Raw genomic sequence first — 23,186 nt, 5'->3', positions numbered from 1 at the left:
CGGGGGAAACTTGCCTCCCGTCCTTACGGAAAAGGGGCCGGTTGATACCGCTTCTAGCAGACTTCAGGGTCGAAGGTCAGGCCGGCGAGCCTGCGTTCGCATGCCGATGATTTCTCGAATAGAGGGTACGTTTTGATTGACGGGTCTGACCCGTTGAGGTTCGCTTGGCGATAGAACGCGCCTGAAGAGCGTGTCGGAGGAACAAGGTGTCATGACCCAGACCGCCTCGGCTGCGGCCGACCGCCTGCCGTTCAAGACCAAGCTCGCCTTCGGGATCGGCAGCGCCGCCGAGATCATCGCCCTCTATTCGGTCTCAAGCTTCGCCCTGCTGTTCTATAATCAGGTACTGGGTGTCCAGGCGCACTGGATCGGCATCGCCATATCCGCCAGCCTGGTTTTTGACGGCCTGACAGAGCCTCTGATCGGTTCATGGTCGGACCGCACGCGATCACGCCTTGGCCGACGCCATCCCTGGATGTTCGCGGCGCCGATCCCGATCGCGCTCACGCTCTTCGCCATCTTCAACCCGCCGGCCGGACTGAGCCCGATGGCGCTGGCGGTCTGGTGCGGCGTGGCGGTGTCGCTGATGCGGCAGGTGATGACCTTCTTCCACACGCCCCACCTGGCGCTGGGGGCGGAGCTGTCGCCGAACTACGTCGAGCGCTCGAAGGTGATGGCGTACCATAGTTTCTTCACCTGGGCCGGCGGCGCGGGGATGACCTGGGTGGCGCTCACCTACTTCTTCCCATCGACCCCGGAATATCCGCGCGGGCTGCTGAACCCGGAGCCCTGGACCAACTTCGCGCTTGCGATGTCGCTGACGATCGTGGCGGTGCTCTTCGCCTCGGCCTGGTTCACGCGGGACCGGATCCCGCTCCTGCCGCCGCTCGCGGCCGACACCAAGCCATTCACCCTGGCGGAGTTCTTCGCCGACGTCTGGAAGGCGCTGCGCAACGTCAACTACGTCTGGCTTCTGGTCGGCTACTTCTTCCTTTCCATGATGATCGGCCTGAAGGAGGGCCTGCGGCTCTATACCGGCACATTCTATTGGGGGCTGAGTAGCGAGGAGCTGCGGTGGTTCGTGATCGGCAGCTTCATCGGTTATGCCGCCGCCTTCGCTTTCGCCGCGCGGATGCACGGCCGCTTTGACAAGAAGGCCACGCTCGTCTGGGGCGCGGTGTCCTATGCGCTGGCGACCGCTGCGCCGCTGGGGCTGGGTCTCGCGGGGGTGCTGACGCCGGAGACGCCCAACCTGCTGGCCATCCTGCTCGCCTTCTCCGCATTGGCGTACGGGTCGATGAGCGTGCTGCAGATCGGCGCGATGTCGGCCCTGGCCGACGTGGCCGACGAGAACGAGCTGCGGTTCGGTGTGCGGCAGGAGGGCATCCTCTATTCGACCCGCGCCCTGGCGGCGAAGATCGACCAGGCGATCGGCTCGGCCCTGGCCGGCTTTGTCCTGCTGCTGATCGCCTTTCCGGAGAAGGCGAAGCCCGGCGCGGTGGCGAGCGATGTGCTGCATAACCTCGCGCTCTGGGATGGCGTGGTCGCCGCCGTTCCCGGCCTGATCGCCGCCGTCTGCTACGGCCGTTATCGGATCACCAGGGCCTCGTATGAAGCGACGCGGGCCGCGCTGGCCGAGCGGCGGGCCGCTGCCGCTCCCATGGTCGCGCCGAAGGCGGGTCCCACCCCCGCCGCCGCCGCGATCACGCCCGCCGAGTGATCACCCGGGGCGGAGCGCCTGCATGAGGCTGCCGGTGTAGGCAGCGTGGCCGACGTGGGTTAGGCGGGCCTCGAAGTCGGCCCAGATGTCGCCGCCCAGGTCGCGCCAGCGGCGGCAGAAGGCGTAGTCCTCCGATAGGTACTGGCCGGTTTCGGGCTCGATCATCGTGTCGAACACCATGACCGCCTCGGGCGCGAGCTTGTCGCCCATGTCGCCCATCTTGGCGCGCAGCTCGGGGTGGGCGTCGACGATCTTCTGCATGGCGCCGCGGCGGATCAGCAGGAAGCCCGTGCCGCCGTAGGCCACCTTCGCCATGCCGTTGTCGACCTCGACGCTCTTGTCCGGCGTGGGCAGGAAGCGGACGACATAGCCGATGGCGGCGGACTGCAGGTCGGCGACGCCGGCCTTCGCGGCGGTGCGCACCTTCTCCCAGTCGATGGTCTTGAGTGGGCAAACGGCGGCGATCACATCCTTGTCCGCCTCCAGCAGGCGGAAGACGTTCTCGGGCGCGAAGCCGATGTCGGCGTCGATGAAGAGGATGTGGGTGGCCTGTGCGTGCCCCAGGAACTGCGCCGCCAGCCGCGAGCGGCCGCGGGTGATCAGCGCCTCACCCCCCATCATGTCTACGTACAAGCCTATCCCGCGCTCGCGGCAGGCGTCCTGCAGCCGCAGCAGCGAGCTGACAAAATGCAGGGTGAGCTGACCACCGTAGCAGGGGACGGCGAGGTAGAGGAACGGCTTGGACGCGTCGGGCATGGCGCGACCATAGTGTGCGCTTCGGGCCAGGTCGATCAGGCCGGACGGCGGCTCTGGAACCAGCGAAAGGCCAGGAACCCGGCCACCCCCAGCGCCACGCCGGTGGCGTCGGCCACGAAGTCGAGCGGGTCGCTGTGCCGGCCCGTTCCGGCCGCGCCCTGCAGGATCTCGATCAGGACCCCGTAGACCAGGGCGAAGGCGGGGATCGCCAGGACGCGCCGCGGGGCGAGGACGTAGCCGGTGACGGTGAGCACCAACCAGGCGGCCGTGTGCTCGAACCGGTCGCCGGTCCCCGGATCGGGAAGATCCTCCGACGGCAGGACGCACAGGACGAACAGGATCGCGGTCGCCAGGGCGTAGAGGCCCAATCGGACGCGCCTCGGAAAGCGGGAGGGAAGCATCGGCCTTACTTGCACGTCCGCCGCCGCCTCTCTAGCGTCCGGCCGCTCAAGAATTGGCTGAGGAACGGTGCAGTGGCGGTCGAGGCGGTGATCTGGGATTTCGGCGGGGTGTTCACCACCTCGCCGTTCGAGGCCTTCAATCGCCTGGAAGCGGAGCGCGGCCTGCCAAAGGACCTGGTCCGGCGCGTGAATTCCATGAACCCCGACTCGAACGCCTGGGCCCTGTTCGAGCGCAACGAGATCGACGCGGCGGGCTTCGACGCAATGTTCCTGGCGGAGTCCACATCGCTCGGCCATCCCCTGCGCGGGGCCGACGTCCTGCCGAGGCTGAACGGCGAGCTCAGGCCCCGGATGGTGGCGGCGCTGAAGGCCTGCAAGCAGCACTTCAAGGTCGGCTGCATCACCAACAACGTGGTCTCGATGCACAGCCCCGGCCAGGACGAGGGCCAGAAATCAGCCGGCGCCATGGCCCAGGTGATGCCGCTGTTCGACGCTATCATCGAGAGCTCGAAGGCCGGCGTCCGCAAGCCCGACCCGAGGATCTACCTGATGATGTGCGAGCTGCTGGCGGTGAAGCCGGAAGCCTGCGTGTACCTCGACGACCTGGGGATCAACTGCAAGCCGGCCGCCGGGCTGGGCATGAAGGCGATCAAGGTCGTGGACGTGGACCAGACCCTGGCCGAGCTGTCGGGCCACACCGGTCTCACCTTCGGCGCGGAGCAGCCCGCATGACCCGGCCGACCCGGATCGGCGCCGAGGCGGCGCTGGCGAAGCTGGAGGGCTGGGCGAAGGTCGAAGGCGACCGCGACGCCATTTCCAAGACCTTCAGGTTCGCCGACTTCAACGCGGCCTTCGGGTTCATGACCCGCGTGGCGCTGATGGCCGACAAGCTCGACCACCATCCGGAGTGGTTCAATGTCTACAACCGCGTGGAGGTGCTGCTGGCCACGCACGACGTCGAGGGGGTCAGCGAGCTGGACGTGACCCTGGCGACGTTCATGGACCAGGCGGCGAAGGGTTAAGGGAGAAGATCGATGGCGGGACGTGTCGCGGGCAAGAAGGCCTTCGTCACCGGTGGGGCCCAGGGGCTGGGCGCGGCGTTCGCCCGCAAGCTGGCGGCCGAGGGCGCCAAGGTCACGGTGGCCGACATCAACACCGAGGGCGCCAAGGCGGTCGCCGCCGAGATCGACGCCACGCACGGCGCCGGCACGGCCTTCGCCTTCCCGCTGGACGTCACCAAGGAGGACCAGTGGATCTTCGCCCTGGAGGAGGCCGACGCAGCCATGGGCGGGATCTCGGTGCTGGTGAACAACGCCGGCATCAGCCGGGGCGGCAATATCGAGGAGCTGAGCTACGAGGACTGGAAGCTCGTGATGAGCGTCAACGTCGACTCGGTGTTCCTTGGCACGAAGCACGCGCTCAAGTACCTGCGCCAGAACCAGCCCGGCTCGATCGTCAACATCTCTTCGATCGCCGGCGTGATCGCGGCCCACAACACGCCCGTCTACAACGCCTCCAAGGCGGCGGTCTGGCTGCTGAGCAAGGGCATCGGGCTGCACTGCGCCAAGCAGGGCCTGGACGTGCGGTCGAACTCGATCCACCCGACCTTCATCGACACCCCGATCCTCGACCCGCTGCGCCAGCGGTTCGGCAAGGAGGAGGCCGAGGCCAAGCTCGCCCGCCAGGTGCCCCTGGGCCGGATCGGCCAGCCGGAGGACATCGCCAACGCCGTCCTCTACCTGGCCTCGGACGAAAGCCGGTTCATGACGGGGGCGGAGCTGCGCCTCGACGGCGGCATCAGCGCGATGTGAGGCGGCGCGCCGACGGCGTCAGTTGACGACGACGGAGCCCAGCAGGAGGCGGGCGCCGGGGCGGCCGAGGATGGCGTCGGTCTGGCGCTGCAGCGTCTGGGCGATGTAGTCGACGTTCGGCAGCGCCCCGTCGCTCAGGCCGGCGGCGTAGGATTGGACGGTCTGCACATAGGCCGCGCGCAACCGGGGGATGGACTGCTCCACCCGGGTCCGCAGCACGGGGTCCGGCACGTCGAGGCCGCAATCGACCGACATCACGCCGTGGCGGCTGGCGGAGCGGATCGTGGCGCCGAGCAGGGTCTGGATCTGGACGTAGGAGCCCCCGCCCGACTTCTTCTTCTCGCCGTCTGAGGCGAGCGCCATCGCGGGGGCGGCGGCGGCAAGCGTGGCCAGGGCGAAAAACAGGCGGCGGTTCATGGCCCTGCGTATCGCCGATCATGGTTAGCGGTCTCTTTACGCGGCGCAGCGAGACTGCCGACAACTGAGCTGCCTGCGGAGCGCCCCTTGGGCCGATTTGCGCCGACCAACCTCGACCTCGACGGCAAGGTCATCCTCGTGACGGGCGGCACCGGCTCCTTCGGGCGACGGTTCGTCGAGACCGTGCTGGATCGCGCCAAGCCGCGGAAATTGATCGTCTATTCGCGCGACGAACTGAAGCAGAGCGAGATGCAGATCGACCTCGCGGAGCGGTTCGGCCCCGAGAAGATGTCGGTGATGCGCTTCTTCCTGGGCGATGTGCGCGATCGGGAGCGGCTCAGCCTGGCGTTCCGCGGTGTCGACATCGTGATCCACGCCGCGGCCCTGAAGCAGGTGCCGGCGGCGGAGTACAATCCGTCCGAGTGCATCCACACCAACATCATGGGCGCCGAGAACGTGGTGCGCGCCTGCCTCTCCAACGGGATCAAGCAGGTGGTGGCGCTGTCCACCGACAAGGCCTGCAACCCCATCAACCTGTACGGGGCGACGAAGCTGGCCTCGGACAAGACCTTCGTGGCCGCCAACAACCTCTCGGGCGACATCGGGACGCGGTTCTCGGTGGTGCGCTACGGCAACGTCGTGGGCAGCCGGGGCTCGGTGATCCCGTTCTTCCAGCGGCTGATCCAGCGCGGCGCCACCGAGCTGCCGATCACCGACCCGCGGATGACGCGCTTCCTGATCACCATCGAAGAGGGCGTCGACTTCGTGCTGTCTTCCCTGGACCGGATGCACGGGGGCGAGGTTTTCGTGCCCAAGATCCCATCGATGAAGATCACCGACATCGCCGCCACCATGGCGCCGGGCATGGCGACCAGGACCGTCGGGATCCGCCCTGGTGAGAAGCTGCACGAAATGATGATCAGCCAGGACGACGCGCGGAACACGGTGGACCTGGGCGACCGCTACGCCATCGAGCCGGCCTTCGTGGAATACACCCGCGCGCCGCTCGAGGGCGGCCGGCTTGCCGAGGACTTCAGCTACGCCAGCGACACCAACCACGACTGGCTGGACGGCCCCGGCCTGATGGCCATGCTGGACGACGGCAAACCGCGCCGCCGCCGCCGGGCCGACGACTGAAGAAGGCGACCGACATGCTGCCCTACGGCCGCCAGACCATCGAGGACGACGACATCGCCGCGGTGGCCGAGGCGCTGCGCGGCGACTTCCTGACCACCGGCCCCGCGGTCGAGGCCTTCGAGCGCGCCTTCGCCGAGACGGTGGGCGCGCGCCATGCGGTGGCCTGCGCCAACGGGACGGCGGCCCTGCACCTGGCGATGCTGGCGCTGGACGTGAAGCCCGGCGACGCGGTGATCGCGCCCAGCATCACGTTCCTGGCGACGGCCAACTGCGCCCGCTACGTCGGCGCCGACGTGGTGTTCGCCGACGTGGACGCCGACACCGGCCTGATGACGCCGCAGACCCTGGCCGAGGCGATCGGCCGGGTGGGCGAGCGCCGGCTGCGGGCCGTGTTGCCGGTGCATCTGCGCGGCGACGTCGCCGAGCTCCCGGCGCTGGCTGAGCTGGCCGGGGCGGCGGGCGCGGTGCTGGTCGAGGACGCGCCGCACGCGCTCGGGACGACCATGACCTTCGGCAACACAGCCGAGACGGTGGGCGATGTCCGCCATTCGGCCATGGCGACCTTCTCGTTCCATCCGGTGAAGACCATCGCCACGGGCGAGGGCGGCATGGTCACCACCAACGATCCGGCCCTGGCCGAGCGCCTGAGGATCATGCGCTCGCATGGCATGGTGCGGCCGGAGGGGGCGGACCCCTGGTGGTACGAGATGCCCGAGCCGGGCTTCAACTACCGCCTGCCGGACATCCTCTGCGCCCTGGGGCTGTCCCAACTGCGGAAGCTGCCGCGGTTCGCCGCGCGACGCCGGGCGCTGGCGGCGGCCTATGGCGAGGCCCTGGCGCCCCTCGCGCCCGTCGTGCGCCAGGCTGTGCGGCCAGCGTGGAGCGACCCGGTCCTGCACCTGATGACCGTGCTGATCGACTTCGAGGCTGCGGGGCGCTCGCGGCGCGATGTGGTGGAGGCGCTGAAGGCGCGCGGGGTCGGCAGCCAGGTCCACTACATTCCCGTCCATCGCCAGCCCTACTATCGCGAGCTCTACGGCGATCTGGACCTTCCCGGCGCCGAAGCCTGGTACGCCCGCTGCCTGTCCCTTCCGCTCTACCCCGGCATGGCGGACAGCGACGTCGCCACGGTGGTGGAGGCGTTGGCGGCGGCGCTAAGCCGCTAGCCCTGCCTGGTGGATCAGGTCGCGGACCTGCCTCATCTGATCGGGGGCGGCCGCGAGCTCGGCGCGGGTCTCGTCCAGCCTGAACAGCTTCAGCGCCTCGGCGCGGGCGCGGTTGGCGGCCGGACCCAGGGGCGCGTTCTCGCCGGAGGCCAGCTTCAGCAGCAGGGTCAGGCGCTGGAGCAGCGGGACGTTGGCGCGGGCCACGGTCTGCGACAGCCGGGCGTGAGCCTCGACGTGACCGCCGATGTCGCCCAGCTTCTCCTGGATCGGATGAAAGTCCTCCGGGACCAGGCCGCAGCGCCCCACGGACTTGTGCAGGGCGGCCAGCTGGCCCAGGCGCGCGCCGGGGTTCTCGTCGCCGCCGAGCATTTCCTTCTCGAAGCGCAGCGAGGCGATCACGGCCTTCAGCCAGCCGCCGGCTTGGCGCTTGTTCCCGGCTCCGATCACATTCTCGGTGAGCCAGATCAGGGCCTCGACCTCCTGCTGCGACGACATGCCGGACCCCAGGTAGGCCTCCACGAAGTCGCCGGTCACCAGCATCTTGGAGCGGGCGATGAAGGCGGACTGGACTTGCTCCAGCGGCAACAGCTTGCCCGACGCCGCGGTGAGCGACATGGCGAGCGCCCGCAGGACGTCGATCTCGCGCGCCGCTTCGCCGGGACAGAGGCGCCGCGGACCCACCAGTTCGCGCAGGATGCGCCGGCCGATGGCGGCGCGGGTGTCCTGGAAGTTCTCGCCGGTCAGCCATTGGGCGAGGCGCGTCGCCTGCGGCGAAAGCTCGGGCATCACCTTGGCGACCGAGCCTTCGAGCTTGATGAGCGCCTCGACCGAGTCGTAGGCCGCCAGGCGGGTCATGGCGGCGAGGTTGGCGCCCAGGTCCCGGCCCTTGCCCAGGATGTCGGTGATGCCGGGCTTGGCCTCGAGGATCTCGGCCAGCGGCTGCTGGATCGTGCTGAGCGCCAAGCCGCGGGCCGGACCCTTTTCGGGCGCGGCGTCGGCCAGGTCGAGCAGGCGGTTGACCTTGTCCGACCATGACCTGGCCGGCGCGATGGCGGCGGCGACGCCGGCCCCGAGCAGGTAGCCGCGCTCGGGGTCCTGAGCCAGGCGCTCGGCCGCGGCGGCGAACCCTTCCTTGTCGAGATTGGGCAACGTGCCCTTGCGATGGTCCTTCAGAAGCCGATCGACCGCCCGCTCGATGAGGGCGTGGAAGACCCGGATCAACTCATGCACCGACATGGAGCGCGCATGGGCCTCGGGGATCGCCAGCTTCTGGACGGCGTGCTGCAGGTCCGTACCCGACGCTTCCAGGGCCTCGACCAGGTCTGGTCGATGCAGCAGCTCGAAGGGCGTGGCATGGTTGCGCTCCAGCCACCCTTCCAGCAGGCGGCCGATGCGCTCGCGCGCGTGGATGGTGTAGAGGTCCTGCGGGGTGACGCACAGCGGCTGGGCGTCGGCCTGGGGCTTCGCCTTGGCGACCGCTTCGGCGGCGCCCAGCTTGAGGATGATGACCGACTGGAACTCGCGGCTCTCTTCGTCGAAGACCTCTTTCGAGACCCTCGCGGCGGCCACCCGGCCTTCGGACATCAGGTCCTGGGCGGTCTGCAGCGCGGCCGCACGATTCTCGGTTGCGAGGTCCAGCGTCCATGGGCCGCCGGGCGCCTTCCGGATGAAGACCTCGAAGTGCACTCTCGTACCATCCATCTACGCATCCCCCCTGAGGGAATGACGTTCTCTCAACAAGCTTAAGGCCGTGTTGACTTTACTCGGTTTCTGCACCCGGCCCCATTGAGGCCACGGTGAAGGCTCAATACCTTCCCGCACTTCGGTTAAGGAGAGTTCCACCTCAGATGGCGAAGATCACCTTGGTCGACGATGACGAAAACATCGTCACGTCCGTCAGCCTGGCGCTCGAGAGCCACGGGCACACCGTCAAGGCCTATTACGACGGGGCCTCGGGTCTTGCCGCGCTGGAGAACGATCCGCCGGACGTCGCGATCCTGGACGTCAAGATGCCGCGCATGGACGGCATGGAGGTGCTGCGCCGCCTGCGCCGGACCTCCGACATGCCGGTGATCATCCTGACGTCGAAGGACGAGGAGATCGACGAGATCCTCGGCTTCAACCTCGGCGCCGACGACTACATGCACAAGCCGTTCAGCCAGCGCCTGCTGATCGAGCGGGTGAAGGCCGTCCTGCGCCGTGCGGGCCGCGGCGAGACCGACGGCGCGGAGGGCCCGTCCATGGGCGCCGCGGACGTCGCCGCCCGGGCTCTGAAGCGCGGCAAGCTGACCCTGGATCCGGCCCGCCACGAGAGCCTGTGGGAAGGCAAGCCGGTGAAGCTGACGGTCACCGAGTTCCTCCTGCTGCAGTCGCTGGCGCAGCGCCCGGGCTTCGTGAAGAGCCGCGACAACCTGATGGACGCGGCCTACGAGGATCAGGTCTATGTCGATGACCGCACCATCGACAGCCACATCAAGCGCATGCGGAAGAAGTTCCGCGAGGTGGATCCTGAGTTCGACGCGATCGAAACCCTCTATGGCGTCGGCTACCGCTACCGGGAATCCTGAGCCGACGGACGTTCGCGAGCCGGTGACGCCCGAGCGGCCGGCCCGCCGTTCGCGTTTCCGCGGCCTGCCGGGTTCGCGCCTCGGGCGGCTGATCCTCGCGCTCAACCTGCTGGGGCTGGCGATCCTGATCGTCGGCGCCCTGGTGCTCAACGAGGTGCGCCAGGGCTTGGTCAACGCGCGCATCGACAGCCTGACCACCCAGGGCGAGCTGATCGCCAGCATCCTCAACCAGGCCGCCACGGTCGGCGAACCCGAGCCGCAGATGGACGCGGCCCTGGCCACCGAGCTCCTGCAGACGCTGTCCAATCCCAGGGCCCAGCGGGCGCGACTGTTCGACAGCCGGGGGCGGCTGGTGGCCGACTCGGACTGGATGGCCGACGAGGTCGTGCGGCGCGACCTGCCCCCCGCCAGGGCGCGCGATGAGAAGCCGGGCGGCTTCAACCTCTTGCCCAAGCGCCTGCGGCCGACCCGCGACGAGGTCCAGAAGGCGCTGGCCGAGGAGGTGGCCGCGGCCCTGCAGGGCCGCCACCAGGCCCAGAAGCGCCGCGGCGCCAACGGCGAGCAGGTGGTCTCGGTGTCGATCCCGATCCAGCACGTCCGCGCCGTGCTGGGCGTGGTGACGCTGGAAGCCAGCGACGTGGACAAGATCATCGCCGACGAGCGCCGGGCCCTGATCCCCTTCATCCTGATCGCCATCTCGGTGACCGTGGCCTCGTCGCTGTTGTTGAACAGCCTTGTGGCCCAGCCGGTGCTGCGCATGGCGCGCGCCGCCGACCGGGTGCGCCAGGCGCGCGCTCGGGCGATCTCGCTGCCCGACCTGGCCAAGCGCGACGACGAGGTCGGCGACCTGACCCGCAGCCTCGAGGCCATGACCCAGTCGCTCTCCGAACGGATGGACGCCATCGAGAGTTTCGCGGCCGACGTGGCGCACGAGATCCGCAACCCCCTGACGTCGCTCAGGTCCGCGGTGGAGACCCTGGACATCGTCAGCGACCCGGCGGCGCGGGAACGCCTGATGAACGTGCTCAAGAACGACGTCCAGCGGCTGGACCGCCTGGTCACCGACATCTCGAACGCCTCGCGGCTGGACGCCGAGCTCTCCAGGGACCAGCCGCGGATCGTCGACCTGGGACGGCTGATCGGGGACATCGTCGCCCTCTACCAGGCGACCGCCAAGCCCGGCGACGTCCAGGTGAAGTTCGCGCCGCACCAGGGAATGGAGGCGATCACGGTGCTGGGCCGCGAGGGCCCGCTCAGCCAGATCGTGCGCAACCTGATCGACAACGCCCGCTCGTTCAGCCCGCCGGGCGACGTGGTCCATGTGGGCCTGTTGCGGGTGAAGGGCGAGGCGATCGTCACGGTGTCCGACAACGGGCCCGGCATCCCCACCGAGAACCTCGAGACGGTGTTCGAGCGCTTCTACACCTCGCGGCCCAAGGGTGCGGCGTTCGGCGGGAACTCGGGCCTGGGCCTCTCCATCGCCCGCCAGATCGCCGTGGCGCACGGCGGAGGCCTGCGCGCCGAGAACCGCACGGGGGCGGGCGGCAAGGTGCTGGGCGCCATGTTCACCCTGACCTTGCCGGAAAGCGCGGCGTGATCCGCCACGCCGGCCTGATCGCACGGCGGATGGCCGGAGTCTGGAGGGGCGTGTTGATCGAGGGCCCCTCGGGGTCGGGGAAGAGCGACCTGGCGTTCCGGGCGCTCGCGCAGGGCTTCCGGCTGGTCGCCGACGACCGGGTGCTGGTGTGGGCCTCGGAGGGCCGCCTCTTCGGACGCGCCCCGGACACCTTGCGCGGCCTCATGGAGGTGCGCGGGCTGGACGTGGTGGCGGTGGAGCCGTTGCCGTTCTGCGAAATCCGGCTGGTGGCGCGCCTGGGCGCGCCGGAGCGCATCCCCGATCCCGCAACCACGACGATCCTGGGAATCGCAATTCCACTCCTGGCGGTAGATCCCTTCGAAACCTCCGCCCCTGCGAAACTAAGCCGCGCGATGGAGGCCTTTGACGCGGCGCACAAGAGGCGTATCTAGCACGGCTCGCGCCTCTCCTCAGGCGTCGTCACGGGTGGGGATACCCTTGGATTTTCGGGCATGATTGGCCTCGTGATCGTCACGCATGGCCGTCTCGCGCAAGAGTTCGTGTACGCCATGGAACACGTGGTCGGCCCCCAGGCCGCCGTGGAAGCCATCTGCATCGGACCCGAAGACGATATGGAGCGGCGCCGCCAGGACATCCTGGCGGCCTGCGGGCGCGTGGAGTCGGGCGCCGGCGTCATCCTGCTCACCGACATGTTCGGCGGCACGCCGTCCAACCTCGCCATTTCGGTGATGGAACAGACGAAGGCCGAGGTCATCGCTGGGCTGAACCTGCCCATGCTGATCAAGCTCGCCAGCCTCAGGAACCGCGTCAGTCTCGAAGATGCGGTTGCCGCGGCGCAGGAAGCAGGGCGAAAGTACATCTCCGTGGCCTCCTATGTCCTGGCCGGAGAGAAGTGAGCTGAGCGAAGCGAACCGAACCGTCGAGATCGTCAACAAGCGGGGGCTGCACGCCCGCGCGTCGGCGAAGTTCGTGAAGCTGGCCGCCACCTTCGAGGCGGAAGTCAAAGTCTCCAAGGACGGCCAGACCGTCGACGCCCGCTCCATCATGGGCCTGATGATGCTGGCCGCCGCGCCGGGCTGCTGCATCGACATCGAGGCTGAGGGCGAACAGGCCGAAGAGGCCGTCAACGCCCTGGTCGAACTGGTGGCCGCGCGGTTCGAGGAAGACGAGTAGCGTCCCTCCCTTAATGGGGAGGGACAGACCGCGAAGCGGTCAGGGTGGGGAGGTCCGCTTCAGGCTCAGTCCCCGCAGATGGTCTCGTCGAAGGCGCCGCTTCCAGCGTGGCGATGATCTGGTCCATCACCCAATCCGCATCCTGCCGGACATCGGACGCCCAGAAGCGGAGCGTCCGGAAACCGTGCTTCTGCAAAACCGCGTCACGCACGGCGTCATGCTCAGCCTGCGTATCGACGCCGTGCTGCGCGCCATCGACCTCGATGACAATGCGGCGCGTGTTGCAGACGAAATCCAGGAAGTATCCGCGAAACGGCGCCTGCCTCCGGAAGTGGAAGCCGCGGGCACGCAGCAGCTTCAGTCGGCTCCAAAGGATCACCTCGGGCTCGCTCAGGTCGCTCCGCATTCTGCGGGCGCGGGTGATCTCGCGTCGCACGTCACCGATATTGTTCTTTATTTGTTCCAGCTTCAAGCCCTGAGCTCGATCGTGCCCGCCCCACCCTGCTCGCCTTTGGCGAGTTGTCCCTCCCCATTAAGGGAGGGACTTGGCGCTCAGGTCTTCAGCCGCCAGCCCGTCCGGAAGATCCAGGTCACCGCGGCGAGGCAGACCGCCAGGAAGCCCAGGGTCGCCGCCAGGCTGACGCCCACGCCCACGTCCGAGACGCCGTAGAAGCTCCAGCGGAAGCCCGAGACCAGGTAGACCACCGGGTTGAACAGGGCGATCGTCTTCCAGACGCCGGGCAGCATGTCGATCGAGTAGAAGCTGCCGCCCAGGAACGTCAGGGGCGTGATCACCAGGGTGGGAATGATCGAGAGCTTCTCCCAGCCGTCGGCCCAGATGCCGGTGAGGAAGCCGAACAGGCTGAAGGTCACCGAGGTCAGCACGAGGAAGGCCAGCATGACGAATGGGTGGCTGATCTCGTAGGGGACGAAGATCCGCGCCGTGGCCAGGATGACCAGCCCCAGCACGAACGACTTGCTGGCCGCCGCGCCCACATAGCCCAGTACGACCTCGGCCGCCGAGACGGGCGCCGACAGCACCTCGTAGATCGTCCCGGCGAACTTGGGCATGTAGATGCCGAACGAGCCGTTGGAGATGCTCTCGGTCAGGATCGACAGCATCAGCAGGCCGGGGACGATGAAGGCGCCGTAGCTGACTCCGTCGATGGACGGCATCCGGCTGCCGATCGCGGCGCCGAAGACGATGAAATAGAGCGAGGTGGTGATCACCGGGGCGGCGACGCTCTGGACGATGGTCCGGACCCAGCGGTGCATCTCGAAGAAGTAGATGGCGCGGACGGCGTGCGGGTTCATGCGCGGGCCCTCACCAGGCTGACGAAGATGTCTTCCAGCGAGCTCTCCTGGGTGCGCAGGTCCTTGAAGTCGACGCCGCGCTCGGCGAGACGCTTCATCAGCTCGGCGATGCCCGTGGTCTCGGCCTGGGCGTCGAAGGTGTAGACGAGCTCGGAGCCCTCCGCGGCCAGTTCCAGCTGATAGCCGTCGAGGCCGGGGGGCACGGTCTTCAGCGGCTCCTGCAGATGCAGGGTGAGCTGCTTCTTGCCCAGCTTGCGCATGAGCACGTCCTTGTCCTCCACCAGGATCAGTTCGCCGTTCGAGATCACCCCGATCCTGTCGGCCATCTCCTCGGCCTCCTCGATGTAGTGGGTGGTCAGGATGATGGTGACGCCGTTCTCCCGGAGGCCCCGGACCATCTCCCACATGTCGCGGCGCAGCTCGACGTCGACGCCGGCGGTGGGTTCGTCCAGGAACAGGATGGTGGGCTCATGGCTCAGCGCCTTGGCGATCATCACCCGGCGCTTCATGCCGCCGGACAGCGCCATGATCTTCTCGTTGCGCTTGTCCCACAGGCTGAGGTCCTTCAGCACCTTTTCCAGGTGGGCGTCGTTCGGCGCCTTTCCGAACAGGCCGCGGCTGAACTTGACCGTGTCCCAGACCTTCTCGAACGCGTCGGTGGAGATTTCCTGCGGCACCAGCCCGATCTTCATCCGCGCGGCGCGGAAGTCCTTCAGGATGTCGTGGCCGTCGGCGGTGACTGTCCCCGCCGTCATCCTCACAAGGCCACAGACAATGCCGATCAGGGTGGTCTTGCCGGCGCCGTTCGGACCCAGCAACGCGAAGATCTCGCCCTTGCGGATCTCGAGGTCGACGCCCTTCAGGGCCTGGAAGCCGCCGGCGTAGGTCTTGGCCAGGCCCTGGATGGATATGATCGGCTGCACGCGCTCTCCTCGACGCCTCCCAGATAGGGTCCTGAGGACGGCTGAGCTAGACCCGTCCCGACAACGGGGGTTCCTAGCGTGGGGCTGGCCCGAAAGGTGTCAGCAGCGGATCAGGCGGGCTGCGCGGCCCTCGATCCCATCGGCCGCATCTTCAGGTCGGCCAGCAGGGCGTCGTCGTTGTCGCGGCCGGGGTTGTTGGTCGTCAGCAGTCGGGCGCCCACGAAGATCGAGTTGGCGCCGGCCAGGAAGCACAGCGACTGCAACTCCTTCGACATGTGCTCGCGGCCGGCGGCGATGCGGACCATCGACTTGGGGCACACGAGGCGAGCCACCGCGATCATGCGGACGAACTCCAGGCCATCCACCGGCTCCGATTTGCCCAGCGGCGTGCCCTCAATGGGCATCAGGTCGTTGATCGGCAGGCTCTCGGGGTGAGAGGGCAGGATCGCCAGCTGGTGGAGCAGCCCCGCGCGGTCCCGCCGTGTCTCGCCCATGCCGACGATGCCGCCGCAGCAGGTGGACATGCCGGCGTCGCGCACGGCCTCCAGGGTGTCGAGGCGATCCTGGTAGGTCCGGGTGGTGACGACCTTGTCGTAATAGTCCGGGCCGGTGTCGAGGTTGTGGTTGTAGTAGTCGAGGCCGGCCGCCTTCAGCGCCTTGGCCTGGTCGGCGGTCAGCATGCCCAGGGTGGCGCAGGTCTCCAGGCCCAGGGCCTTCACGCCCGAGATCATGGCCGCGACCTTGGGCAGGTCGCGGTCCTTCACGTCGCGCCAGGCCGCGCCCATGCAGAAGCGCTGGGCTCCGCCGGCCTTGGCCTCCCGGGCGGCGGCGATGACGGTGTCGGCGTCCATTAGCTTCGAGGCGGCCGTGGCGGTCTTGAAGTGCTGCGACTGGCTGCAGTAGCCGCAGTTCTCGGGGCAGCCGCCGGTCTTCACCGACAGGAGCTGCGAGAGCTGCAGCTCTGTGGGATCGAACCAGCGCCGGTGGACCTCGGCCGCGCGGAACACCAGCTCGGTGAACGGCAGCTCGAACAGCGCCTCCACCTCCTCCAGCGTCCAGTCGTGCCGCGGCTGGGCGGAATCCGTCAGGCGGGTGATCGGCGCATTCATCGGCTTTGCCTCCGGGAAGGAGGCGCCGGGATAGACCGGTCACGCTGCGGCGGGCAACGACAGTCGCATAAAGAATTCTTTATGTGTATTGTTGATCCGTTAAGGGCGCGCGGCTATAGGGGCGCCAACGCTGACACTCCGATCAGGATCGAAGATGACCGACTATGTCGTGAAGGACCTGTCGCTTGCCGACTGGGGCCGCAAGGAAATCGAAATCGCCGAAACCGAGATGCCTGGCCTGATGGCCACGCGCGCCGAGTTCGGCAAGTCGAAGCCGCTGAAGGGCGCGCGCATCGCCGGCTCGCTGCACATGACGATCCAGACCGCGGTGCTGATCGAGACGCTGCAGGCCCTGGGCGCCGACGTGCGCTGGGCCTCGTGCAACATCTTCTCCACCCAGGACCATGCCGCGGCCGCCATCGCCGCCAAGGGCACCCCGGTGTTCGCCATCAAGGGCGAGACGCTGGTGGAGTACTGGGAATACGCGCACAAGATCTTCGAGTGGTCCGACGGCGGCTATCCGAACCTGATCCTGGACGACGGCGGCGACGCCACCCTGCTGTGCGTCCTTGGCCCCAAGGCCGAGAAGGACCCGACCCTCCTCAACAACCCGACCAACGAGGAGGAGGAAGCCCTCTTCACCGTGATGAAGCGGTACCTGAAGGAGAAGCCGGGCTTCTATTCGGGGATCCGCGACGCCTGCCAGGGCGTGTCGGAAGAGACCACCACGGGCGTTCACCGCCTGTACCAGATGCACGAGCGCGGCGAGCTTCCGTTCACGGCCATCAACGTCAACGACAGCGTGACCAAGTCGAAGTTCGACAACCTGTACGGCTGCCGCGAGAGCCTGGTCGACGCCATCCGCCGCGGCACCGATGTGATGCTGGCCGGCAAGGTGGCCGTGGTCCTGGGCTACGGCGACGTGGGCAAGGGCTCGGCGGCTTCGCTCCGCAACGGCGGCGCCCGGGTCATGGTCACCGAAGTCGATCCGATCTGCGCCCTGCAGGCGGCGATGGAAGGCTATGAGGTCGTGACGATGGAATATGCCGCCGACAAGGGCGACATCTTCTGCACGGCCACCGGCAACAAGGACGTCCTGACGGTCGACCACATGCGGGCGATGAAGAACAACGCCATCGTCTGCAACATCGGCCACTTCGACTCGGAAATTCAGATCGCTGGCCTGCGCAACTACAAGTGGGACGAGATCAAGCCGCAGGTCCACCATGTGGAGTTCCCGGACGGCAAGAAGATCATCGTGCTGTCCGAGGGCCGCCTGGTGAACCTGGGCAACGCCACCGGCCACCCCAGCTTCGTGATGAGCGCCTCCTTCACCAACCAGACGCTGGCCCAGATCGAACTCTGGGTGAACGGCGCCAAGTACGAGAAGAAGGTCTACACCCTGCCCAAGCACCTGGATGAGAAGGTGGCCATGCTCCACCTCGACAAACTGGGCGCGAAGCTGACCAAGCTCTCGCAGGAGCAGGCCGACTACATCGGGGTCACAACCCAGGGGCCGTTCAAGCCGGAACACTACCGCTACTAGAAGCCACAGGCATTTACCTTCTTAGGTAGAAGAACGCTGGTTCCGATTCACTGATTGAGCTAGAGGCGCCTCGGTGCCTCTAGCTCTGATCCTCTCTTCGTTTGTCGCGGCCTCGCGGATCGGCGGGGCGGCGCAGCAGTATGTTCTGGCGGCGCACAAGATCGATCCGGTCCTGGCTCCGACCGTCATGTTCGGCCGAACCCCAGCCCGGGGCGGCAAGGGCGAGGTGACCTCGCCCGACGTCTTCCGGCGAATGCTGGGGGACATCGAGGCCGACGCCCTGTTCGGCATGGTCGACCTGATCATCACGGGCCATTTCTCGGATCCCGAGCAGGTGCAGATCGCCGCCGGCGTGATCGAGCGCGTCCGGACGGCCGACCGGAACGACGCCTGGGGCGCGCGGCCGCTGGTGCTGGTCGATCCGGTCCTGGGCGACGCGCCCAACGGCCTCTACGTGACCTACGAAGTGGCCGAAGCGGTCGAGCAGCGCCTTGTACCCCAGGCGGACTGGATCACCCCCAACCTCTGGGAACTCGCCTTCCTCACCGACCGGCAGATCGACACCGCCGCCCAGGCGCGCGACGCGGTGCGGGCGCTGGGCCGGCCGGCGCTGGTGACCTCGGCCCCGGCGGGCGACGGTGAGGTGGGCCTGCTTTATGTGGACAAGGAAGAGGCGGTGCTGTTCGCCCACCCGCGTCTGGAGACCGCGCCCAAGGGCACCGGCGACCTAGTGACCGCCAGCTTTGGCGCCGGCCTCGTCGAAGGCAAGGATCCCCGAGACGCCGCGGAGCGCGCGGCTCGGGCGGCGGCGGAGGCCGTGGCGCTGGCCAAGGCCTGGAAGTCCACCGAGCTGCCGATCGTGGCCATGGCCGATCGGATCGTGAATCCTACCGCGGAAGTGCGTATTGAACGCCTATGAGCGTTGAGATCTCCGGGTTCGCCCCGGCCAGGTTTTCCCGGGTCAAGGACGTGTTCGCGGCGAACTTCGCGGCGGGCGAGGAGTTGGGTGCGCGCTTCACCCTGGTCGAGGCGGGTGAAGTGGTGCTGGACCTGATGGCCGGCTGGGCCGACCGAAAGCGGACGGTGGCCTTCGACGAGCGCACCCTGGCGGCCGTCTTCTCCACCACCAAGGCGGTGGCGGCCCTGATGATCGCCCGCCTCGTGGACGCCGGAAAGCTGGACTACGCCCAGACCGTCGCCAGCGTGTGGCCCGAGTTCGCCCAGGCCGGCAAGGCGGAGGTCACGATCGAACAGGCCATCTCGCACCAGGCGGGCCTGCCCGGCTTCCCGGACCCCATCGACCCCGCCCTGTGGGCCGACTGGGACGCCATCTGCGCGAGGCTCGCCGCGATGGCGCCGATGTGGCCGCCAGGAACGGCGAGCGGCTATCACCCCGTGACGGTGGGCTATATCGCCGGCGAGATCTTCCGCCGGATCGACGGCCGCGCGATCGGGACCGCGTTCCGGGAGGACATCGGCAGGCCTTTCGGCCTTGAGCTCTGGATCGGCCTGCCGGACGGTGTCGAAGACCGCCTCGCCGAGCTGCAGCGGCCCAGCGCGCTGCCGGAGTTCGGCGAGATCAACGAGCCTACGCGCGCGGCCTTCCTCGCCCCCTGGTCCTCCGCCGCCGGCAAGGCCGCAGCCGACTATCGGCGCATGGAGGTGCCGTCGACCAACGGCTACGCCACGGCGGAGGCGCTGGCGAAGCTGATGGGCGCGCTGGGCAACGACGGCTGGCTGGACGGCGGCGAGATCCTGTCGCCGGCGCTGATCGCCGAGGCCAGCCGCGAGCGCATCCGCGGCCAGGACTTGGTCCTGCCCTTCGTGATGAGTTGGGCGGCGGGCTTCATGCGGAACGAGCCCTGCTTCCCGTGGGGCCCCGGAACGCTGGCGTTCGGCCACTCAGGCTGGGGCGGCTCCTGCGCCTTCGCCGATCCCGAGCGCAGGCTGGGCGGCGCCTACGTCATGAACAAGCAAGGGACCGCCCTGATGGGCGACGCCCGGCCGAAGCGGCTGATCGAGGCGGCCTACGCCGCGCCGTAGACCCACGAAAAAGGGCCCCGGCGGGGGCCCTCGTCCGATGCCGGGAGGCCGAAGCTCAGACGCCGAGGCCGGCGATCGCGAAGGCCGCGACGAGGCCCAGGGCGATCAGGAAGGCCGGGGCGATCCGGTCGAACGAAGCTTCGAAACGCGAAAAGGTCATGACACACACCTTAAGGTCTTAAGTGAACCCCGGGGGAGCGGGGCGTCCGTTTGGACAACCGATGGCCAACACCATCTGAGCACTGCATAGATCAGCGTTTTTGCGCGGCCGATATGCGATTTCGCAAACGGCGCGGGTTTACTCCGCCGCCGCCTCGGCCGTGTCGCGCGTCGCCCGCATCACGCTGCGCGACCGCCGCCAGGCACCGTACAGGAACACCGCCGCGCCGCACCAGATGAAGGCGAATGAGATCGCGCGCGCCGGGGTGAAGGCCTCGCCCTGGGTCAGGCCGATGACGAAGCTGATGGTTGGCGCCAGGAACTGGAGGAAGCCCATGGCCGATAGCGGGATGCGCCGGGCCGCCCACGAGAACAGGACCAGCGGAACCGCCGTGATCGGCCCCGAGGCGATGAGCCACAGGGCGGTGGGCAGGTCCTGGGTGAAGTGGCCCTGTCCCTGCATCTGGAGCCAGCCGATGAAGGCCAGGCTGGGCAGGCCCAGCACCAGGCATTCGACCAGCAAGCCGGTCTGGGCGTCGGCGGCCACCTGTTTGCGGACGACGCCATAGCCCGCGAAGCTGAAAGCCAGGATCAGCGACACCCAGGGCAAATGGCCCAGCGCCACGGCCTGGAACACCACACCCACCAGGGCCAGGCCGATGGCCACGAACCCGATCCGGTCGATCCGTTCGCGGAAGATCAGGGCGCCCGCCGCCATGTTGACCAGGGGGTTGATGTAGTAGCCGAGGCTGGTCTCCAGCAGCCGGCCGCTGGTCACCGCGCCGATGAACACCACCCAGTTGATGGCGATCAGGACGGACGACAGGCCAAGCCACGCCAGCACGCGCGGCTGGCGCAGCACGCCCGCCACCTGCCGCGCCTGTCCCGCCACCAGCACGAACACGGCGGCCGCCGGCACGCTCCAGACGATGCGCTGGGCCAGGATCTCCCAGGGCCCCACCCCATGCCGTCCGATGGCCTGGAAGGCCAGGGGCACGAAACCCCAGATCAGGTAACAGGCGATCCCGGCCGTCAGCGCCAGGCGGGGTTCGCCGGGCGCCGACGACCTCATCCTAGGCCAGCGCCTTCTGGCGGATCAGGCCGCGCTCGTGGAGCAGTTCGGCGATCTGCACCGCGTTGAGCGCCGCGCCCTTCCGCAGGTTGTCGGCGACCACCCACAGGTTCAGGCCGTGTTCCACGGTCGGGTCGTTGCGGATGCGGCTGACGAAGACCGGGAACTCGCCCTGGGCCTCCTTGGGCGTCATGTAGCCGGTGGGTTCGCGCTTATCGATCACGATGAGACCGGGGCTCTCGCGCAGCAGGTCGCGGGCCTCGTCCTCGTCGATCGGGTCGTGGAACTCGATGTTCACGGACTCGGAGTGGCCGACCATGACCGGCACGCGCACGCAGGTGACCGTCAGCTTGATGGCCGGGTCGATCATCTTGTGGGTCTCGTTCCACATCTTGGCTTCTTCGTCGGTGTAGCCGTCGTCCTGGAAGGCGCCGATGAAGGGGATGACGTTGAACGCGATCTGCTTGGGGAACTTCTTCGGCGGGGTCGCGCCCAGGACGTAGACGTTCTTCGTCTGGTCGAAGAGCTCGTCCATGCCTTCCTTGCCGGCGCCGGAGACCGACTGGTAGGTCGAGACCACCACCCGCTTGATCCGCGCGCGGTCGTGCAGCGGCTTCAGCGCCACCACCAGCTGGGCGGTCGAGCAGTTCGGGTTGGCGATGATGTTCTTCTTGTTCGCCCACTCGACGTCGTCGGGGTTCACCTCGGGCACGACCAGCGGCACGTCGGGGTCCATGCGGAACGCCGAGGAATTGTCGATGACGATGGGGCCGGCGGCGCCGATCTTCGGCGACCATTCCTTGGAGAAGGTTCCGGACACGCTCATCAGCACCAGGTCGACGGTGGAGAAGTCGAACTGCGCGATGTCCTCGCACTTGACGATCTTCTCGCCGAACGAGACTTCGAGGCCGATGGATTTGCGGGACGCGATGGCGTGAATCCTGTCCACGGGGAATTTCACTTCCTCGAGGATGTTGAGCATTTCACGGCCCACGTTGCCCGTGGCGCCAACAACGGCGACCCGGTAACCCATTGGTCGTCTCCTAGAACTTGAGGGAGCGTCCCGTTACGCCCTGGCGCCAGCCAAGGCAACTGAGCGATGCTGAACCTTCCATCAGATAGGCTGCGAACTGGCTGGCGGAAGTCGGCCTCCGCGAAATCCATGACCTGCCAGGTCATGGCCGCGCGCAGGCCGGCGGCCTATTCGATGGAGAAACCGAGGAGGTTCGCACCGTGACCGACACCGGCATGCCGTTTTCCAACCTGATGGGCGTCGAGATCGTGGAGCGCACGAAGGCGCGGGTGCGCGGGCGCCTGACGGTGCGCGAAGACCTCTGCACCGCGGGCGGCATCCTGCACGGCGGCGCCTACATGGCCTTCGCCGACGCACTGGGCGCCATCGGCGGGGTGATGAACCTGGCCGAGGGCGCGCGCACCACGACGCTCGAGAGCAAGACCAACTTCCTAGGGAGCGCGCCGGTGGGGGCGACCATAGAGGGCGAGGCGACGCCGCTGCACGTGGGGCGCCGCTCCTCGGTCTGGCAGACCCGGATCACCAATGCGGACGGCAAGCTGCTCGCCCTGGTGATCCAGACGCAGATGACGATCCAGGGGTAGGTTCCGGCCTTTCCCTTTCAAAACCGGGAGGGTCGTGGCGGGCGTCTAGCCCGAACTCTTCCAGGGCGGTTCGGCGTAGCCCTTCAGGTCTTCCAGCCAGCTCTTGAGCACCTCGACGTCGGGGTCGGGCAGGTCGCGCCAGCGGGCGACGTTGTCGGGGTCGAGATCCATCTCGGCGCAGATGTCGGCCACGTGTTCGTCGAGGTCGCGGGTGACGAAGGCGTCCTCGCAGCGCTCGTCGATCAGCCAGTCTTCCAGGCGGCGATAGAGTTCGCCCTCGAGCTGCTGCTCGGCCTCCAGCTCGCTCTTCTCGAACCCCTCGGTCCAGATGACCCGGCGGACGGCCGTGCGCAGCTCGTCGGCGCGCCGGTTGGCGGCCTCGATATCGCGCGGGAACGTGCGCCGGGGTTCCTCCGGCGGCGGCGGGTCGAGCATCGCCGCGCGGCGGGCCTCCTGGGCTTCCTCGCGCGCCTCGCGGGCGGCGGAGCGGTCGAACCGTTCGTGCAGGGCCAGGGACTGGCGCAGCGAGCGGCCCATGCGCTGGTAGGTGCGGCCCTTCTCGGCCTCCTCGGGCGTGTCGATGGCGGCCAGGTAGCTGGCGTGCGCGGCCTCGGCGGCCACGAGATCCAGCTCGGCCAGCCGCGCCAGCATCTGCTGG

26 protein-coding genes are annotated in these 23,186 nt (G+C 68.1%); 15 read left to right on the top strand and 11 right to left on the bottom strand.

What is annotated here, in order from left to right; all coding sequences use genetic code 11:
- Positions 1-211: 211 nt before the first annotated feature.
- Positions 212-1,720 (top strand): MFS transporter, encoded by a 1,509-nt coding sequence (locus EPO51_RS13170; RefSeq protein WP_293351189.1) that lies wholly within the window; start codon positions 212-214, stop codon positions 1,718-1,720.
- Here EPO51_RS13170 and EPO51_RS13165 read toward each other — a convergent pair whose 3' ends face one another.
- Together EPO51_RS13165 and EPO51_RS13160 are read right to left on the bottom strand one after the other, a co-directional pair.
- The gene (locus EPO51_RS13165) at positions 1,721-2,476 is read right to left on the bottom strand and encodes a hypothetical protein (protein ID WP_293351187.1); all 756 of its coding nucleotides are present in this window, start codon (positions 2,474-2,476) and stop codon (positions 1,721-1,723) included. It abuts the gene before it with no gap.
- Between the two features lie 35 nt (positions 2,477-2,511).
- On the bottom strand, positions 2,512-2,844 hold the full coding sequence (locus EPO51_RS13160) for a VanZ family protein (RefSeq protein ID WP_293351185.1): 333 nt from the start codon (positions 2,842-2,844) through the stop codon (positions 2,512-2,514).
- 105 nt (positions 2,845-2,949) lie between these two features.
- Here EPO51_RS13160 and EPO51_RS13155 point away from each other — a divergent pair, with 105 nt between their 5' ends.
- The 3 genes from EPO51_RS13155 to EPO51_RS13145 are packed head-to-tail and all read left to right on the top strand — an operon-like array spanning position 2,950 to position 4,688.
- Entirely contained in the window at positions 2,950-3,609 is a 660-nt protein-coding gene (locus tag EPO51_RS13155; RefSeq protein WP_293351183.1) for an HAD-IA family hydrolase, read from the top strand.
- A complete protein-coding gene (locus EPO51_RS13150) occupies positions 3,606-3,899 on the top strand; it encodes a 4a-hydroxytetrahydrobiopterin dehydratase (protein WP_293351181.1) in 294 nt (97 codons plus the stop codon). Before EPO51_RS13155 ends, EPO51_RS13150 begins: the two co-directional genes overlap by 4 nt.
- Before the next feature lie 12 nt (positions 3,900-3,911).
- A complete protein-coding gene (locus tag EPO51_RS13145; RefSeq protein ID WP_293351179.1) occupies positions 3,912-4,688 on the top strand; it encodes an SDR family oxidoreductase in 777 nt (258 codons plus the stop codon).
- An 18-nt stretch (positions 4,689-4,706) separates the two neighbouring features.
- On the opposite strand, the gene EPO51_RS13140 is transcribed toward EPO51_RS13145, so the two are convergent.
- Entirely contained in the window at positions 4,707-5,105 is a 399-nt protein-coding gene (locus EPO51_RS13140) for a Tat pathway signal protein (RefSeq protein ID WP_293351177.1), read from the bottom strand.
- An 87-nt stretch (positions 5,106-5,192) separates the two neighbouring features.
- Between EPO51_RS13140 and pseB the strand changes: the two genes are divergently transcribed.
- Both pseB and pseC read left to right on the top strand, forming a co-directional pair.
- On the top strand, positions 5,193-6,242 hold the full coding sequence (gene pseB, locus EPO51_RS13135) for a UDP-N-acetylglucosamine 4,6-dehydratase (inverting) (protein ID WP_293351175.1): 1,050 nt from the start codon (positions 5,193-5,195) through the stop codon (positions 6,240-6,242).
- 14 nt (positions 6,243-6,256) lie between these two features.
- A complete protein-coding gene (gene pseC, locus EPO51_RS13130; protein ID WP_293351173.1) occupies positions 6,257-7,408 on the top strand; it encodes a UDP-4-amino-4,6-dideoxy-N-acetyl-beta-L-altrosamine transaminase in 1,152 nt (383 codons plus the stop codon).
- On the opposite strand, the gene EPO51_RS13125 is transcribed toward pseC, so the two are convergent.
- Positions 7,397-9,109, bottom strand: a complete 1,713-nt coding sequence (locus EPO51_RS13125) for a hypothetical protein (protein ID WP_293351171.1) — start codon at positions 9,107-9,109, stop codon at positions 7,397-7,399. The genes pseC and EPO51_RS13125 overlap by 12 nt on opposite strands.
- A gap of 146 nt (positions 9,110-9,255) precedes the next feature.
- Between EPO51_RS13125 and EPO51_RS13120 the strand changes: the two genes are divergently transcribed.
- Genes EPO51_RS13120 through EPO51_RS13100 form a run of 5 tightly spaced genes read left to right on the top strand, consistent with a single transcriptional unit; the run spans position 9,256 to position 12,745 of the window.
- Positions 9,256-9,975, top strand: coding sequence for a response regulator transcription factor (locus EPO51_RS13120; RefSeq protein WP_293351169.1), 720 nt, complete (start codon positions 9,256-9,258; stop codon positions 9,973-9,975).
- Positions 9,944-11,572, top strand: a complete 1,629-nt coding sequence (locus tag EPO51_RS13115) for a stimulus-sensing domain-containing protein (RefSeq protein ID WP_293351167.1) — start codon at positions 9,944-9,946, stop codon at positions 11,570-11,572. Before EPO51_RS13120 ends, EPO51_RS13115 begins: the two co-directional genes overlap by 32 nt.
- The gene (locus EPO51_RS13110; protein ID WP_293351165.1) at positions 11,569-12,003 is read left to right on the top strand and encodes an HPr kinase/phosphorylase; all 435 of its coding nucleotides are present in this window, start codon (positions 11,569-11,571) and stop codon (positions 12,001-12,003) included. The genes EPO51_RS13115 and EPO51_RS13110 overlap by 4 nt, the downstream gene beginning before the upstream one ends.
- Before the next feature lie 60 nt (positions 12,004-12,063).
- Positions 12,064-12,468 carry a PTS sugar transporter subunit IIA gene (locus EPO51_RS13105; RefSeq protein WP_068876916.1) on the top strand — a complete coding sequence of 135 codons (405 nt, stop codon included), beginning with the start codon at positions 12,064-12,066 and terminating at the stop codon, positions 12,466-12,468.
- Entirely contained in the window at positions 12,446-12,745 is a 300-nt protein-coding gene (locus tag EPO51_RS13100; protein ID WP_293351162.1) for an HPr family phosphocarrier protein, read from the top strand. The genes EPO51_RS13105 and EPO51_RS13100 overlap by 23 nt, the downstream gene beginning before the upstream one ends.
- Before the next feature lie 10 nt (positions 12,746-12,755).
- Here the strand turns inward: EPO51_RS13100 and EPO51_RS13095 are convergent, their stop codons facing one another.
- The 4 genes from EPO51_RS13095 to bioB form a co-directional block, all read right to left on the bottom strand.
- Positions 12,756-13,217 (bottom strand): endonuclease domain-containing protein, encoded by a 462-nt coding sequence (locus EPO51_RS13095; protein ID WP_293351160.1) that lies wholly within the window; start codon positions 13,215-13,217, stop codon positions 12,756-12,758.
- A gap of 80 nt (positions 13,218-13,297) precedes the next feature.
- Positions 13,298-14,059 carry an ABC transporter permease gene (locus tag EPO51_RS13090; protein WP_293351158.1) on the bottom strand — a complete coding sequence of 254 codons (762 nt, stop codon included), beginning with the start codon at positions 14,057-14,059 and terminating at the stop codon, positions 13,298-13,300.
- Positions 14,056-14,982, bottom strand: coding sequence for an ABC transporter ATP-binding protein (locus EPO51_RS13085; protein ID WP_293351156.1), 927 nt, complete (start codon positions 14,980-14,982; stop codon positions 14,056-14,058). Before EPO51_RS13085 ends, EPO51_RS13090 begins: the two co-directional genes overlap by 4 nt.
- Before the next feature lie 110 nt (positions 14,983-15,092).
- Positions 15,093-16,091: a biotin synthase BioB gene (gene bioB / locus EPO51_RS13080; protein ID WP_465246605.1), complete on the bottom strand. Its 999-nt coding sequence runs from the start codon at positions 16,089-16,091 to the stop codon at positions 15,093-15,095.
- A gap of 154 nt (positions 16,092-16,245) precedes the next feature.
- Here bioB and ahcY point away from each other — a divergent pair, with 154 nt between their 5' ends.
- From ahcY to EPO51_RS13065, 3 genes are all read left to right on the top strand, one after another.
- Positions 16,246-17,637 carry an adenosylhomocysteinase gene (ahcY, locus tag EPO51_RS13075; RefSeq protein ID WP_293351154.1) on the top strand — a complete coding sequence of 464 codons (1,392 nt, stop codon included), beginning with the start codon at positions 16,246-16,248 and terminating at the stop codon, positions 17,635-17,637.
- A gap of 73 nt (positions 17,638-17,710) precedes the next feature.
- Positions 17,711-18,556: a PfkB family carbohydrate kinase gene (locus EPO51_RS13070; protein WP_293351152.1), complete on the top strand. Its 846-nt coding sequence runs from the start codon at positions 17,711-17,713 to the stop codon at positions 18,554-18,556.
- Positions 18,553-19,680 (top strand): serine hydrolase domain-containing protein, encoded by a 1,128-nt coding sequence (locus EPO51_RS13065; protein WP_293351150.1) that lies wholly within the window; start codon positions 18,553-18,555, stop codon positions 19,678-19,680. The genes EPO51_RS13070 and EPO51_RS13065 overlap by 4 nt, the downstream gene beginning before the upstream one ends.
- Before the next feature lie 298 nt (positions 19,681-19,978).
- On the opposite strand, the gene rarD is transcribed toward EPO51_RS13065, so the two are convergent.
- Positions 19,979-20,911 carry an EamA family transporter RarD gene (rarD, locus tag EPO51_RS13060; protein WP_293351148.1) on the bottom strand — a complete coding sequence of 311 codons (933 nt, stop codon included), beginning with the start codon at positions 20,909-20,911 and terminating at the stop codon, positions 19,979-19,981.
- Between the two features lies 1 nt (position 20,912).
- Positions 20,913-21,944, bottom strand: a complete 1,032-nt coding sequence (locus EPO51_RS13055; protein ID WP_293351146.1) for an aspartate-semialdehyde dehydrogenase — start codon at positions 21,942-21,944, stop codon at positions 20,913-20,915.
- Positions 21,945-22,144: 200 nt separating this feature from the next.
- On the opposite strand from EPO51_RS13055, the gene EPO51_RS13050 reads away from it, so the two are divergent.
- Entirely contained in the window at positions 22,145-22,528 is a 384-nt protein-coding gene (locus EPO51_RS13050; protein WP_293351143.1) for a PaaI family thioesterase, read from the top strand.
- Positions 22,529-22,573: 45 nt separating this feature from the next.
- Here EPO51_RS13050 and EPO51_RS13045 read toward each other — a convergent pair.
- Positions 22,574-23,186, bottom strand: a 613-nt coding sequence (locus EPO51_RS13045) for a hypothetical protein (protein ID WP_293351141.1), incomplete at its 5' end; no start/stop codon positions are given.

It is taken from the genome of Phenylobacterium sp., from assembly GCF_004297125.1.
Classification (GTDB): domain Bacteria; phylum Pseudomonadota; class Alphaproteobacteria; order Caulobacterales; family Caulobacteraceae; genus Phenylobacterium.
The sequence above is the reverse complement of the archived record's forward strand: the minus strand, read 5'-3'. Positions and strand labels throughout refer to the sequence as shown.

Bases quoted from the DNA above. Each gene is read 5' to 3' on its own strand.
- EPO51_RS13170 (WP_293351189.1), top strand. From the start codon at position 212: ATGACCCAGACCGCCTCGGCTGCGGCCGACCGCCTGCCGTTCAAGACC.
- EPO51_RS13055 (WP_293351146.1), bottom strand. From the start codon at position 21,944: ATGGGTTACCGGGTCGCCGTTGTTGGCGCCACGGGCAACGTGGGCCGT.
- EPO51_RS13120 (WP_293351169.1), top strand. From the start codon at position 9,256: ATGGCGAAGATCACCTTGGTCGACGATGACGAAAACATCGTCACGTCC.
- EPO51_RS13165 (WP_293351187.1), bottom strand. From the start codon at position 2,476: ATGCCCGACGCGTCCAAGCCGTTCCTCTACCTCGCCGTCCCCTGCTAC.
- EPO51_RS13065 (WP_293351150.1), top strand. From the start codon at position 18,553: ATGAGCGTTGAGATCTCCGGGTTCGCCCCGGCCAGGTTTTCCCGGGTC.
- EPO51_RS13115 (WP_293351167.1), top strand. From the start codon at position 9,944: ATGGCGTCGGCTACCGCTACCGGGAATCCTGAGCCGACGGACGTTCGC.
- EPO51_RS13105 (WP_068876916.1), top strand. From the start codon at position 12,064: ATGATTGGCCTCGTGATCGTCACGCATGGCCGTCTCGCGCAAGAGTTC.
- EPO51_RS13145 (WP_293351179.1), top strand. From the start codon at position 3,912: ATGGCGGGACGTGTCGCGGGCAAGAAGGCCTTCGTCACCGGTGGGGCC.
- EPO51_RS13090 (WP_293351158.1), bottom strand. From the start codon at position 14,059: ATGAACCCGCACGCCGTCCGCGCCATCTACTTCTTCGAGATGCACCGC.
- EPO51_RS13140 (WP_293351177.1), bottom strand. From the start codon at position 5,105: ATGAACCGCCGCCTGTTTTTCGCCCTGGCCACGCTTGCCGCCGCCGCC.
- EPO51_RS13125 (WP_293351171.1), bottom strand. From the start codon at position 9,109: ATGGATGGTACGAGAGTGCACTTCGAGGTCTTCATCCGGAAGGCGCCC.
- bioB (WP_465246605.1), bottom strand. From the start codon at position 16,091: ATGAATGCGCCGATCACCCGCCTGACGGATTCCGCCCAGCCGCGGCAC.
- EPO51_RS13100 (WP_293351162.1), top strand. From the start codon at position 12,446: ATGTCCTGGCCGGAGAGAAGTGAGCTGAGCGAAGCGAACCGAACCGTC.
- rarD (WP_293351148.1), bottom strand. From the start codon at position 20,911: ATGAGGTCGTCGGCGCCCGGCGAACCCCGCCTGGCGCTGACGGCCGGG.
- EPO51_RS13150 (WP_293351181.1), top strand. From the start codon at position 3,606: ATGACCCGGCCGACCCGGATCGGCGCCGAGGCGGCGCTGGCGAAGCTG.
- ahcY (WP_293351154.1), top strand. From the start codon at position 16,246: ATGACCGACTATGTCGTGAAGGACCTGTCGCTTGCCGACTGGGGCCGC.
- pseC (WP_293351173.1), top strand. From the start codon at position 6,257: ATGCTGCCCTACGGCCGCCAGACCATCGAGGACGACGACATCGCCGCG.